This window comes from Bacillus sp. R45 (assembly GCF_021729365.1).
Lineage (GTDB): Bacteria > Bacillota > Bacilli > Bacillales > Bacillaceae > Bacillus > Bacillus velezensis.
This window is the reverse complement of sequence record NZ_CP091421.1, coordinates 1,647,744-1,661,771: the sequence shown is the minus strand read 5'-3', so window position 1 is coordinate 1,661,771 and position 14,028 is coordinate 1,647,744. Positions and strand designations below refer to the sequence as shown.

At 45.8% G+C, this 14,028-nt stretch carries 12 protein-coding genes; all 12 read right to left on the bottom strand.

All coding sequences use genetic code 11. The features are described from left to right. Positions 1-223 precede the first annotated feature (223 nt). The 12 genes from L3V45_RS08385 to L3V45_RS08330 all read right to left on the bottom strand — a co-directional run bounded on the left by L3V45_RS08385 (position 224) and on the right by L3V45_RS08330 (position 13,957). The gene (locus tag L3V45_RS08385; RefSeq protein ID WP_003154142.1) at positions 224-1,405 is read right to left on the bottom strand and encodes a serine hydrolase domain-containing protein; all 1,182 of its coding nucleotides are present in this window, start codon (positions 1,403-1,405) and stop codon (positions 224-226) included. Positions 1,406-1,572: 167 nt separating this feature from the next. Then, the gene (recA, locus tag L3V45_RS08380; RefSeq protein WP_003154145.1) at positions 1,573-2,616 is read right to left on the bottom strand and encodes a recombinase RecA; all 1,044 of its coding nucleotides are present in this window, start codon (positions 2,614-2,616) and stop codon (positions 1,573-1,575) included. Positions 2,617-2,786: 170 nt separating this feature from the next. Further along, positions 2,787-4,037, bottom strand: coding sequence for a competence/damage-inducible protein A (locus L3V45_RS08375; protein WP_052585947.1), 1,251 nt, complete (start codon positions 4,035-4,037; stop codon positions 2,787-2,789). A 17-nt stretch (positions 4,038-4,054) separates the two neighbouring features. Further along, positions 4,055-4,636: a CDP-diacylglycerol--glycerol-3-phosphate 3-phosphatidyltransferase gene (gene pgsA / locus L3V45_RS08370; protein ID WP_003154147.1), complete on the bottom strand. Its 582-nt coding sequence runs from the start codon at positions 4,634-4,636 to the stop codon at positions 4,055-4,057. 74 nt (positions 4,637-4,710) lie between these two features. Then, complete coding sequence (locus L3V45_RS08365; RefSeq protein WP_014305022.1) at positions 4,711-5,610, bottom strand: helix-turn-helix domain-containing protein; 900 nt, start codon at positions 5,608-5,610, stop codon at positions 4,711-4,713. A gap of 18 nt (positions 5,611-5,628) precedes the next feature. Beyond that, the gene (locus tag L3V45_RS08360; RefSeq protein WP_003154149.1) at positions 5,629-6,420 is read right to left on the bottom strand and encodes a DUF3388 domain-containing protein; all 792 of its coding nucleotides are present in this window, start codon (positions 6,418-6,420) and stop codon (positions 5,629-5,631) included. Between the two features lie 127 nt (positions 6,421-6,547). Then, positions 6,548-6,805: a DUF3243 domain-containing protein gene (locus L3V45_RS08355; protein WP_024085305.1), complete on the bottom strand. Its 258-nt coding sequence runs from the start codon at positions 6,803-6,805 to the stop codon at positions 6,548-6,550. Between the two features lie 75 nt (positions 6,806-6,880). Then, positions 6,881-7,609, bottom strand: coding sequence for an elongation factor P 5-aminopentanone reductase (gene ymfI, locus L3V45_RS08350; protein ID WP_025851235.1), 729 nt, complete (start codon positions 7,607-7,609; stop codon positions 6,881-6,883). Between the two features lie 58 nt (positions 7,610-7,667). Beyond that, entirely contained in the window at positions 7,668-8,954 is a 1,287-nt protein-coding gene (gene yfmH, locus L3V45_RS08345; protein WP_234949694.1) for an EF-P 5-aminopentanol modification-associated protein YfmH, read from the bottom strand. Continuing rightward, complete coding sequence (gene yfmF / locus L3V45_RS08340) at positions 8,951-10,231, bottom strand: EF-P 5-aminopentanol modification-associated protein YfmF (RefSeq protein WP_234949693.1); 1,281 nt, start codon at positions 10,229-10,231, stop codon at positions 8,951-8,953. The genes yfmH and yfmF overlap by 4 nt, the downstream gene beginning before the upstream one ends. Before the next feature lie 151 nt (positions 10,232-10,382). Further along, positions 10,383-13,502: an MMPL family transporter gene (locus tag L3V45_RS08335; protein WP_236837339.1), complete on the bottom strand. Its 3,120-nt coding sequence runs from the start codon at positions 13,500-13,502 to the stop codon at positions 10,383-10,385. Next, positions 13,502-13,957 (bottom strand): MarR family winged helix-turn-helix transcriptional regulator, encoded by a 456-nt coding sequence (locus tag L3V45_RS08330; RefSeq protein ID WP_201488910.1) that lies wholly within the window; start codon positions 13,955-13,957, stop codon positions 13,502-13,504. The genes L3V45_RS08335 and L3V45_RS08330 overlap by 1 nt, the downstream gene beginning before the upstream one ends. Positions 13,958-14,028: the final 71 nt, after the last annotated feature.

Sequence of the window (14,028 nt, the reverse complement as noted above, 5' to 3'; positions counted from 1 at the left end):
TTCTCAACATACAGAACCTTCACAGGGAATGAGTCTCTCATGCCCTTGTCAAGTTTAAATGGTTTAACAATCATGTTAAAAAAACAAATGTTACAACTTCATTGTAATTGTGTCGGAAATACTTGTCAAGCTTGCCAGCTTAACGATTCGCCTTCAGCTCGGATCGCCGCCCATGTATATATCATACCATACCTTCATCCGCTTTTCGTGAATGACGGCTCTGTCAGTCCGCCTGGTTAAGCAATTGGTAAATTCTATTGTTTACCTGTCCTAATTTGGCGTTATTCTGAATGTTTGACAGTAATATGACATATTTGCTTGCCGAATGGCTGAAACTGTTTAAAATGTTGTAACCGGGCATAACACCGTGATTGGAATAGCTGCCCGGATCAATGTAAAACCCCATCCCGTAAGCGGCACTGCTTCCTGCTGTAAACATTTTTGTGAAGCTTTCTTTTGAAAGGAGCGTGCCGTTTACGATCGCTTTATCAAATTTATAAAGATCTTCAGCGCTCATATACATGTCGCCCGCCCCGTAAAGCTGCGATAAGTCCAAAAGGTGCGGCGTTACAAGACTGCCGCTCTCATCGACTTTGTAGCCGACGGCAGGATATTTGGCTTCAGCAAATGTTTTGTAAAATCCGGCATGCTTCATTCCGGCCGGTTTGAACACGTGTTCTTTTATATATTGTTCATAAGACTCCCCGCTGACCTGAGATACGATATAAGCAAGCACTGAATAGTTGGAATCCCTGTAATCCCAAACCCCGGGCTGCCTTTTAATTCCGCGGTATTCTATATCCTTGATTAAATCAATTGGAGAAATCGGTCCCCGACCCTCAATATGCCCGTTTATGCCGGACGTATGATTGAGCAGGTTTTTCAATGTGATGCGCGTGCCGTTAGGAAAATTCGGCAAGTATGTACTGACGGGGTCACTCGTCTGCAGCAGCCCTTTTTCTTCAAGCTGCAGGACAGCCGTCGCGATTAACGCTTTTTGTGAAGAACCGATATAATATGATGTCTCCGGATTGTTTTTAATTTTTTGTTTTCGGTCTGCATAGCCAAAGCCTTTTTTCAGCACAACTTTTCCATCTTTTACGATCATTGCTGTGCCGCTGAACCCGATCTGTTGCAAGTAATTGCTGATCTGTTTATTGTGATCGATTGATTTAGGTGTTTTCTCTTTTTGCGTCTTTTCTTTTTTCTGTTGAGTCTGGTCTTTTGAAGTATCAGATTGAGCGGCGGGAGCGTTTTTAACGGATTCCTTCTCCCGATGATGCGCTGTGACGGTCCAGATCATAATAAAAACAGTGACAAGCAGCAGAAAAAGAAACAGCCCTCCCGTTTTCATCAGCTTCTTCTTTCTTTTTTTATTTATTCTTGTGCGGCGGGGGCTCGTCATCTTTTTTCCTCCTCAGATATAATTTCAACTTTCGCCATGATGTTAGACGAGTGAAGGGTGAAAAAAGTTGTAACATTCCAGATAAAATTTTCCGCACAGCCAGTGTTTTTTTGAAACATACAAAAAAAAGAGCGGAAATTGCTTATTCCGCTCTTTTGATCGTGTTTTTATTCTTCTAATTCCATCTCTTCCTGAACTTCTTCCGCTTTGTCCGTTACACCGTTATTGTCTAAACCGTAATATTCACGGATTTGTTCCTGAATCATCAGCATGATGTCTTTATTTTCTTTTAAGAACTGCTTGGCGTTTTCACGGCCCTGACCGAGGCGTTCTTCTTCATAAGAATACCACGAACCGCTTTTTTGCACGATATCCAGTTCAGTTCCAAGGTCGATGATTTCCCCTTCTTTGGAGATTCCTTCACCGTACATAATGTCCACTTCAGCCGTACGGAACGGAGGAGCGACTTTGTTTTTTACGACTTTAATTCTCGTTTTATTCCCCATCACGTCGTTGCCCTGTTTTAATTGCTCGGCACGGCGCACTTCAAGACGCACGGAAGAATAGAATTTCAGCGCGCGGCCGCCCGGTGTCGTCTCCGGATTTCCGAACATAACGCCGACTTTTTCACGAATCTGGTTAATAAAGATTGCGATTGTTTTAGATTTATTGATAGCGCCGGAAAGCTTACGGAGCGCCTGAGACATAAGACGCGCCTGTAAACCGACGTGTGAATCACCCATGTCACCTTCAATTTCAGCTTTTGGAACAAGCGCCGCAACAGAGTCAACGACTACGATATCAACAGCTCCGCTTCGCACCAGCGCTTCAGCAATCTCAAGCGCCTGCTCTCCCGTATCCGGCTGAGAAAGCAGAAGCTCTTCGATATTGACACCGAGCTTTTGCGCGTAAACAGGATCAAGAGCATGCTCAGCATCAATAAATGCTGCCTGTCCGCCTTTTTCCTGAACCTCAGCGATTGCGTGAAGCGCTACAGTCGTTTTACCTGAACTTTCAGGTCCGTATACTTCAATAATCCGTCCGCGCGGGTATCCGCCTATTCCGAGAGCGGTATCAAGTGCAAGGGAGCCGCTTGGCACCGTTGAAATTCTTGTATCCGTTTTTTCTCCGAGCTTCATGATGGAACCTTTGCCGAATTGTTTTTCTATTTGCTTAAGAGCCATATCTAAGGCTGCCTGACGATCACTCATTTATTTTTTCCTCCTTTATCTTGCCACTACATATACTATACCTTGTTTATTGGCATTTGCCAAGAAAAAAGCGAACGCATATTCGGATTTTTTCCGCGTTCGCTTTTCTGCAAAAGAGCATAATTTCCCTTATAAAACTTAAAAATCAGAGAAAAAAGCTCTTTAAAACTTTATTTTTGATCCAGCATTTTTAAAATGAGATGGCAGCCGTATTTAGCGGCGCGCTTTCTGATTCCGGTTCTTGAGCCGGCAAAGTGAAATTCGTGCACCTCTTCTTTTCCTTCCGTTGATATGCCGATAAAGACGCGGCCCGGCGCATGCCCTTCCTGCGGGTCGGGACCCGCGACCCCGGTAAAGCTGATGCCGATATCGCTTCCGGTCAGCTTTCTCACACCGGCTGCAAGCTCTTTCGCACACTCTTTGCTGACCGCTCCGCTTTCTGCGAGCGTCTCAGCTTTCACGCCGAGCACATGCTGTTTCACGCTGTCGGAATAGCAGACAACGCCTCCTGCAAATAGTTGAGACGCACCGCTTAAATCAGTCACCCACTCTGAAAACAGGCCGCCTGTAAAGCTTTCGGCAGAAGAAATCGTGATTTTGTTTTGTCTGCATGCTTTTGAAAGCTCCTTCACCAGGGACGTATCATCATATCCGTAGAAAAATTCACCGACACGTTCTAAAATGGCGGCTTCCGTTTCTTTTAAAAGCCGTTCTGTTTCTTTTTCGTCAGCATGTTTCGCCGTTAAACGCAGCGTGACCTCGCCGTCAGCAGCAAGCGGCGCAATCGTCGGATTCGTCTGCGCGTCAATGATATCTTCTAAATCAGCTTCAAGCTGGGATTCACCGATTCCGAAAAACCGCAGCACGGTTGAAACGATTTTCTCATTAGAACCAAGCTTTTTAAGAAGCAGCGGTTTCGCTTCATTTTCAAACATCGGACGCAGCTCGCTCGGCGGCCCGGGAAGCAGCATATAAAGCCTTGAGCCGTGCTCTGCAAGCATTCCCGGCGCCATGCCGAAATGATTCGCCAAAACGTCCGAGCCCTCAATGACGAGCGCCTGTTTGCGGTTATTCGGCGACATGGTCCGTTTTGTTTTCGCGAAATATTCTTCGATCGACCGGAACGCTTCGTCATTCAGAACGAGCGGGCGCCCCAGTGTGTTTGCAATGGTTTCTTTCGTCAAATCGTCCTTGGTCGGTCCGAGGCCGCCTGAAAAAATAATCAGGTCTGAGCGCTCTTCGGCAATGCGGATGACTTGCTTAAGCCGCTCCGGATTGTCACCGACAGCGGTATGGTAAAACACGTTTACACCGATTTCCGCCAGCTCTTTACTGATAAACTGCGCGTTCGTATTGGCGATCTGGCCGAGCAGAAGCTCCGAGCCGACCGCAATGATTTCTGCTTTTTTTGCTATTTCCATCTTTAAGTCCTTCTTCCTTAGTTAGATGTTTTTAACGCATCCCAGTTCTTCGCAAAATAATCCCAGCCGGAAATGACTGTGAAGAGCACGGCCACCCATAAAGCGATATCGCCGAACGGGAAAGAAACGAGCTCAAACGGAAGATTATGCAGCAAAAGCGCGGCAACAGCGATGATCTGGGCCCATGTTTTAATTTTCCCCAGCATATTGGCGGCTACAACTTCCCCCGTTCCCGCCAGCACAAGTCTTAATCCCGTTACGGCAAATTCGCGGCTGATGATGATGATGACCATCCACGCCGGCGCAAGGTCAAATTGCACAAGCGTAATTAATGCCGCGGACACCAGCAGTTTGTCAGCCAGCGGATCTAAAAATTTCCCGAAGTTTGTCACGAGGTTCAGTTTTCTGGCGTAGTAGCCATCCACCCAGTCAGTCGTTGATGCGATAATGAACAAAACAGCTCCCGTAAGATGCGCGACCGGAATCGATTCATCCCCTATATGAACGCTGCCCCAATGAAAAGGAACAAGCATGATAATCATAAATACAGGAATTAAAGCGATTCTTGCCAGTGTGATTTTATTCGGTAAGTTAAACATAAAGCCCCTCCAATAATATGTACTCGGACGTGAAGAAAAAGTCATCTTAATCGTTCAGATGACTTTTTCCCCTTTTATTTTTTCATCTTGATTGTGATGGTCTGCGCCATCACATCATGCGGATTGAGTTCATAGGACAGAACCTCTCCGTTGATTTTAATTTTCAGGTTAGGGGCATAGCCCGTGCGGATTTCAATCTGCTTTTGATCCGTGACGTCTTTTTTAAAGGTTTCGCCTTTTTGCAGCGTTCCTTCTTTTAAAGAACCGCCGCTGTCATCACGGACGCGGATCCATGCGCTGTCAGAAGCAATCAGTTCAAGCTTATACTTATCTGCCCCGGAGACGTTGTATGAAGAAGCCGAGCCTTCCGTTCCGGCCGCTTTGATCTCCGTCTTTTCACTGCTTTTTTCTTTCTTTTTCTGCTCTGACGCTTTTGTGTCTTTTTTGTCTTTTTTGCTGTCAGATTGCGCTTCGTCGTTTGTATTGCCGTCGTTTTTCAGCGCAGAATCCTTAGGAATCTCATACTTGCTCTCACTTTGGGTGACGGTCTTATCTCCGTCTGTCTGCCCGGATTTGCTCATTCCGAACTGAATAATCGCATAAATGATCGCGATGACGATAATGACACCGATGACGACAAGGACGGTCGGAAGCCATTCCGCCGCCTTTGAAGCGGACTTAGGAAGCTCCCTTTGCATGGCGAGACCGGAGATTTTTTCCGACACATCGTCATGGTACGTATTAGGGATGTCTTTTTTATATTCTTCAAATAACTGATCTGAATCAAGCCCGACAGCTTCAGCGTACTGCTTGATAAACGCCCGCACATAAAAATTGCCGGGAATGACGTCATAATTGCCTTCTTCCAGAGCGGTTAAGTATCTTTTCTGAATTTTCGTCGCCGCCTGGAGTTCATCCAATGACATCCCTTTTTCCTCTCTGGCTTCTTTAAGCCGGATTGCTAATTCTGTCACAACAAACACCTTCCAATATTAAAAATCAAAGCTTGAAAAACCGGTCTGGTCAAACATTTGCGGTTCTTCTGCATGTTCATATGTAATGACTTCGTCAGGATCATTTCTGAGTTCGATAATATAATCGAAATCATCGAGCGTATACTCCGAATTTTGAACAAAAATATCGGGGTGCTCCACGACCTTTGTCGCCGGAAGCCGCATAATTTCACTGACGAGCTGAAGATGGCGCTCAGATCCCCGTCTTGTCGAAACGATGCCGTCGAGGATAAACACGTTTTCCGTGCTGTATTCATCGGCAACCAGCTGGCTCCGGATCGTTTGTTTTAGCAGCGTTGATGATACGAAAAGCCATCTTTTGCTGGCACAAACGCTTGACGCAACGATGGACTCCGTTTTTCCGACCCTCGGCATTCCGCGGATTCCGATCAGTTTGTGCCCTTCTTTTTTAAACAGCTCGGCCATAAAGTCAACCAGAAGACCGAGCTCGTCCCTTTCAAAACGGAAGGTTTTTTTGTCATCGGCATCACGCTGAATGTATCTTCCGTGGCGGACTGCAAGACGGTCGCGAAGCCTCGGTTCTCTCAGCTTCGTTACTTTAATGGTCTCCATTGTTTTTAAAATTGATTCCAATCGTTTAATTTGATCTATATGCCGGCATCTGAGCAGCATTCCCCTTCTGGAAAGGTCGACACCGTTAATTGTGACAATATTAATTGACAGCATCCCGAGAAGAGATGAAATATCCCCGAGCAGGCCGGGGCGGTTCACTTGAATTTCATATTCAAAATACCATTCGAGCTTTGCCAAATGATATACCCCCTCCATTGTGGCAAATTTTTACCTTCCTTTATCATAAAACATTTTTCTCTAATTAGAAAGAAGAATGTTGCTCTATAGAGGAAAACATAAAAAAAGAGAGGAGAAATCCCCCCTCTTAATGAGTGCTGTTATTTTCAACAAGCTTCACCATCATATTTGCGATGGCACGCTGTTCATCTTGAGAAGCAACGCTCCAAAGATCAGCAAGCACTTTTTCCTGATGGTTTTTCGAGTCGACTTCGTTCGCAAGGTAACCGCCGATTTCTGTAGCGAGGTCAGTGATCGTTTCATCACTCATCCCTTTTTCCTGCGCATAGTTCAATCTGTCGCCAAGGAAATTCTTCCAATTATCCCAGTTTTCTAATACTGACATGTTGGGTTCCTCCATTTCATCTGTTGTTACAAAATTATTTTGTCCGTGCAGATGCAAACTATACACACATTTTTTTCAGCAGTGCCAGCCGCCGTTTACGGATAATATATGCCCCGTAATATAGGAAGCCTTGTCCGATAATAAAAAGGCCGCCGCTTCGGCGATTTCCTCCGGCTTCGCCAGCCGGCCCGCGGGAATTTCCTCTGCCAACGCTTCTTTTTCATCAGACGTGAACTGATCAAGCATATTTGTATCAACGGCACCCGGCGAGACCGCATTCACGCGGACGCCGCTCGGAGCGAGCTCTTTGGCAAGCGCTTTGACGAACGAATGCTGCGCTCCTTTGACCATGCTGTATAATACCTCGCACGATGCACCTGTTTCTCCCCAGACGGAACCGATCGCGACAATGCCCCCGCTTTTTTTCCGGATCATGCCGGGCACCAGATTACGCGCCAAAAGAAACGGACTCGTCACATGCAGCTGCACCATCTCCCGCGCCGTGTCATCCGTAACGTCCGTAATCAGGCCGAAATGACTTTTGCCGCTGTTTAATATCAGAGCGTCCACAGGCTGCTTAACGGAACGGCTGAGTGTCTCCGCGCCATCCGGTGAGGACAGATCCGCCTGAATAGCGGAGGCTTTTACGCCGAATGATGCGCTCAGCCTTTCCGCAAGCCTGTGTGCGGCTTCCTTATTAGAATGATAATGCAAAAGGACGTCATATCCGTTTTTTGCGAGGACTTCACTTATACTTTGTCCGATTCCGCCGCTTGCTCCGGTTACGAGCGCTGTCTGTTTCATCAATCAATACTCCTTCTTTCCCCAGAAAAACATCCCTCAGGGCGTGAGGGATGTTTTGTTATGATTTTGGCACGACTTTGCAGACTGTCAGCCTGTCTTCTGATATTTCTTCTTTAATGACCCGCTTTACGTCTTCCAGGGTGATCTGCTCCAGTACGGTTACGACATCAAACAGACTCATATCTAAAAAGGCGTAGCGTGTGAATTGGTTGGCGATGTATTCAGGCGAATTGAGCGCTTTTAAAAATGACCCGATCTTCTTTTTTCTCGCAAGGTCAAGTTTTTCCGCAGTCACGGCTGATTCTGCATCAAGCAGCATCTGTTTTAATTCGTCAGCGAGCTTATCCGGCTCTGGTGTATCTCCTCCGACAGAGGCAAAGCCGAATCCGTATTCAGCCGTGTAATCAAAGCTGAAGGTTTCATCAATGTAGCCTTTATCGTACAAGTTGCCGTAATGCGGTGAGCTTTTTCCGAAGAGACATTCAAGCATGAGGTTCATGCTGAGCTCGTGCTTCAACAGCTCCCACCCCGTTTTATAAGGGTCTTTCGCCTTTAAACCGACAAGACATTTTGAGCCTTGCACGTTCATTTTTAATTCCTGCTCCCGGCGGAAAACCGCTTCCTGCTCCTGAACCTCTTTACGTTTGATTTCAGGCTGGTCTGTAAACGGCTTTTTCTCCTGGTTTTTCCGCACCTGGCTGATGATCGCTTCAGGATCTGCGGGGCCGACGATAAAGAGCAGCATATTGCTCGGATGATAAAACGTTTCGTAGCACTCATACAGCAGATCTTTCGTAATATGAGAGATGCTCTCCACCGTTCCGGCAATGTCAATTTTCACAGGGTGGTCTTTATACATATTTTCGATAAGGCCGAAAAACAGCCGCCAATCCGGATTATCATCATACATATTGATTTCCTGGCCGATGATGCCTTTTTCTTTTTCAACTGATTTTTCCGTGAAATACGGATCCTGAACAAAATCCACGAGTGTTTCCAGGTTTTTCTCTACATTAGAAGTGCTGGAGAACAGATAAGCGGTTCGTGTAAATGATGTAAAGGCATTTGCCGACGCCCCCTGCTTACTGAAGTCCTGAAACACGTCGCCGTCCGCTTTTTCAAACAGTTTATGTTCCAGAAAATGCGCGATCCCGTCAGGCACGTGTACCATTTCTTCCTTATTTAAAGGAACGAATTGATTGTCAATGGAACCGTACTTTGTCGTAAACACGGCGTATGTTTTATTAAAACCGTGTTTCGGCAGCACATAGACATCAAGGCCGTTTGCCATTTTTTCATGATACAGCGTTTCCTGAAGCTGTTCGAAATTTATCGGTTTAGTCAAGATGCTCCCCCCGTCCCTTTTAAGAAATAAGTCGTATCCAGCTTAATGTTCTTTCCGACATTGATAATGTCCTCTTTTGTCACTTTCTCGATATTGTCGAGGAAAGTTTCGATCGGTATTTCCACTTGGGCTGAAGCCTGCTGATACAGAAATTCCGCTAAGCCGTATGCCGTATCAATCGTTTCTAACACTTGGTTTTTAATAACGGCTTTCGTTTGGGCGATATCGTCCTCTGAAAAGTCACCGTTTTGCATAGCCTGAAATTGTTCTTCGATAATGGTGACGGCCTGCTTATAATTTTTCACCTCAATGCCCGACATGACCATCAAAAGCCCTTTGAAGCTTTCCACCCTTGAGGCTGCATAATAGGCGAGGCTTGCTTTTTCACGGACATTTATAAACAGCTTTGAATGAGAGAAACCCCCGAACAGCCCGTTAAACACCTGCAATGCCGGATAATCCGGATCTGTATATGTCGTATTGGTCCGGAATCCGATATTCAGCTTGCCCTGCTTGACGTCCTCTTCATCAATGACTTCCTTCGGATCGGGCTGTTCATTCGCCGCGCTTCTTTCAAAAGGCTGCAGCTCCCGTTCTTCCATTTTAAAATACGTATCAACGGCCGTTTTCACCTGATCTGAATCAACATCGCCGATGACGTACAGGTCCAGCTGATCTTCGCGTATGGCTTTTTGATAGGCTTCATACAAATCTTGCGGTGTAATGTGTTCGACATCATCGAACTCGCCGTTGACGTGAAGGGCATACGGTTCGCTTTTGCACATTTCCTGAACGAGACGCAGATTAGAATATCTCATCTTATCATCATATACGGCTTGAATCCGCTGTTTCAGCGTCCGTTTTTCCTGCGTGACATAAAGGGGCAGGAAGGCGCCGTTTTCCAAAGCGGGCGAAAAGACAAGCTCTGATAAAAGCTGAAGGCCTTTTTCCAATAACGGTGTGCGGTCCTTCAGATACTTTTCGTTAGGAATCTCAAGTCTGAACGTAATGACATGACGTTCTCCCTTTTTTGTCAGATCAGCTGAAACGGATGTGCCGTACAGCTCATCAAAATAAGAACGCAGATCAGCGGTTTTCGGGCGGCTTTCTGTTCCGCGCAGAAGCACATGCGGAAACAGCGCCCTTTTTGTTACGAGCTCTTTCGTTAAAGGAGCCAGCATTTTAAACGTCAGCGAAACGGTTTTAAATTTCTCAGTCTTTACGATGTGGGCGGTGATCCCGCCGTGCTTTGACTTCATTTCATTTACGTAAGTCATGTGAAACCTCCTTCGTTCATTCTTTAATAGTATGTATTATGGCCAAATTTCAGGATTCGCAAAAAAGAGTGCGCAGATGTAATTATATCAACTGGAGGATTTATAAGGAAACAAAAAACCTCTGCCCGAAAACAGGCAGAGGCATTGAACGTTATTTTTTTAAATTGAAAGGCCACCAGTTGGCTCTTCCGAATATTTTCACCATGACCGGTACAAAAAACGGAAGGACGACAATTGCGTACATGAGAAGGCCTGTTAATACCACGGTTGCAATCTGTAATAAAGAAAGAACGCCTGACGGCAGCATGGCCGCAAAGGTTCCCGCTAAAATAATCGCCGCAGAAATGATGACGGAACCCATATTTTTCATACTGCTGATCATTGCGGGTTCCGTTCCTTCTTTTTTCAGCTCATTAAAGCGGTCCATTAAAAAGATGGAATAATCCACACCAAGAGCCATCAAAATGACAAAGCCGAAGAACGGCACGGCCCAGTTTACGCCCGGATACCCGAAGAAGTGTGTAAAGATGTATTCCGTCACGCCGATGGATGCGAAATACGTCAGTACGAGCGACGCCACTAAATAAACAGGCATAATAAGAGAGCGCAGCATTATGATGAGAATCAGAAAAATTCCCGCCAGCATAAACATTGCCGTCCGTTTGAAGTCTGAATCCGATACTTCTTTCAAATCGGCATTCATGCTGGAGACTCCCGAAACGCCGAAAGAGGCATTCTTCAGATCCGTGTTCGGAATGGCTCCTTTTACGCTCGCTTTGATCGCTTGAATATCTTGAATGGCCGTATTTGAGTAAGGATTGTTATAAAGAACGACGGTCAATTCTGTCGTTTTTCTGTCATCTGACATGTACGTATTAAACACGCTTGTGAAATCACTGTTTGTCAACGCGTCTTTCGGCACAAACCAGCCTGTCATTTCTTTATCTGAGGCCTTGTGAAGCTCACCCAGGTAATCATTCGCCCCCATCATGCCGCTTGATACTTTCTTAAGCCCTTTTACACTATCGTTAAGGCCTGAAGAAAGATCGCTGAGCCGGGAAGAAAAATCACCGAGACCGCTCTTCATTTTTTTCTGGCCCTCCGCGAGCTGTCCTGCCGCCGATTCAAGGCGCGGCATTTGTCCTGCAAGAGCCCCCTGTCCGTCTGATACTTGCTGCAGACCGTTTTCAATACTGGTCAGACCGTTGATCATTGCATTAATTTGAGTGTCGATCTTTTTCTGAGCGGCTGCTAGCCGGGCAAATTGTTTTTCCGCTTGCTGCAGATGATCCTTTTGACTGTCGACCTGTTTAGAAAACGCTTCTGCATCCGCGTTTGCCTTGGAAACGGCTGACTGTACACCCGTAAAGGCCGATTTGATTTCTTTGTAAGAGGGATCGGTTTTGACTGACGGTATTGACGCTTCCAATTTTGCAAACGGCAGCCGGGCAAGCTTCTTGTTCAAATCGGCAAGCTGTCTGCTGGCTTCATCTTTCATCGGCAGGACGGTTTTTACCAATTTTAAAGCGTTTTGCGTTTCTGAAGCGAGACCGCTGTTTTGTTTGAGCTGTGAAGTCAGCATTTGTTTTTGCTCTTCAATCTGCTTTCTCATCTGGGCGACGCCGGCTTTATTCTCATTCACGCCAGCCTGCAGTTTATTCAGGTTTTCTCCTATATCAGAAAGCCCGGATTTCAGAGACAATGTTCCGTTAATAAGCTGATTGACGCTTTTCCCCGACTCTTCGATCTGCGGCTGTGAATCAGCTAACGACTTTGCGGCATGCCCTAATCCGTCCGTGATTTTTTCAAGTCCTGTATTGCCTTTATCAAGCCCTTCTTGAAGCTGCTTTGCCTGATTTGTGACAAATAATTGATTCAATCCGTTTCCGGCAGGGCGCGTGGCGCTTCTGACCGTTTTTACACCCTCTGTTTTTTCAAGTTCTCTGCTGATTTTTTCGATATCAATCAGGTGTTTTTCGGTATTTAATGGCTCATCATTTTTGATGACGACTGTGGCCGGAAGAAGTTCTCCCGGGCCGAATGCGCCTGAAATCGTATTAAACGCGCGGACGGATTCATATTTGTCCCCGATTTCGTCAAGGCTGTTGTAAGATAGCGATCCTTTGTAAAGAAGGATCGGCGGGACGGTGAATACCGCAACGATTGCAAGACTGATGAGCGGCCTTTTAAATGAAAACCGCCCTGCCGTTTCCCATGCTTTACTTTGAGGATGGGAAATATCACCCTTAACGGGCCAAAACAGTCTTTTTCCTAAAACAGCCATAAAAAACGGCACGATCGTCATGAGCGCAAGCAGCAGCACCGCGACACCGACCGCAACGGCGGCTGCCGACTGATACAGCTTAAATGTCGCAAACCCGATGCAGGCAAATCCGATCAGCACCGCACCGCCGCTGTACAAAACCGTCTTTCCGGCCGTTTTGTAGGTGACGACGATCGCCTCTCTTATATCAGCGCCATGCGACAGTTCTTCTTTAAATCTGCTGAGAAGCAGAATGCAGTAGTCTGTGCCGATTCCGAACATAATCGCAACCATGAAAATCTGCGTAAAAGTTGAGAGCGGAAAATTCAGCTGGTCGACTAAAAATGCGACAATCGACTGGCTGACTAAATAAGATATCAATACAGATAAAAGCGGCACAAACGGAGCGACCACTGACCGGAATACAAGGATCAGCACGATCAGGATAAAAGCGACCGTTATATATTCAGTCTTTTTCAATCCGTCCTGTGAGCTTTTTAACACATCTTCATCGATCAGCGACTGGCCTGTAATGCCGTATGATACGCCGTACGGTTTCAGCTCTTTATCAATTTTATTTTTGATTTCGAGGATATCGTTTTTGGATGTATCAAGCTGCAGCTGAACGAGCATCGTTTGTCTGTCTTTTGACAGCAGCTGTTTTTTGATGTCGTCATTTTTCTCCCCGAAGTATGAAGTCACCGTTTTAATCTGTAGCGCTTTTTTGTGTTCAGACAAAGTGCTGACGGCTTTTTCCAGACGATCTTTTTTATCTGTCATCAAGCCTTTTTCGTGAAATACGATGACGGCAGAAGAAGACGGTGCATCTGAATCAGACATTTCATCAAGCAATTCATGGGCATAAGAAGAGGAATATCCGTCCGGTACGGAAATCTGCCCTTTCTCCCGTGTTAATTCAGCCATATCAGGCGCTGTAAGCATAAATATCACCGTTGCGGCGATCCATACCGCGGCGATGATCCAGCGGGCTCGGATAATGTTTTTCATTATGTCTGCTGATCCTCCTCTGTCATCATCAATCGATATAATTTTTCATATGTATTAACGAACATCTCCGCCTCGTCTTCATCAAAATACATAATATATGAACGGACGAGTTCCTCAATCCGCCGCTCCACACGGTGAAATACTTCCGTCCCCTTTTCCGTGATATTTAAAAGTATGCTCCGGCGGTCGCTTTGGCTGCGTTCTCTATTGATGTAGCCTTTTTCATACAGGCGGTTCGTCATCGATGTAATGGCGCTTTTGTTGACGTGGCACACCGCGGCCAGTTCAATTGATTTGCAATCCGGATTGAGCATAATATAGCGGAGTATGTAATATTGATCCAATGTCAGCTCTTTGTTCACTTTTTCAGCGATAATGCTGTCAATTTTTTTTAAGACGTGCAGGTATACATCGGAATAACGCTGAATCAGCTGCTTTACTTTTTCTTCATGCATCTTTTCCCCCTCCTTCCAATAGTTAAAATGTTTAACTATTAAAAAGGATAACGACTTGACGATATCATGTC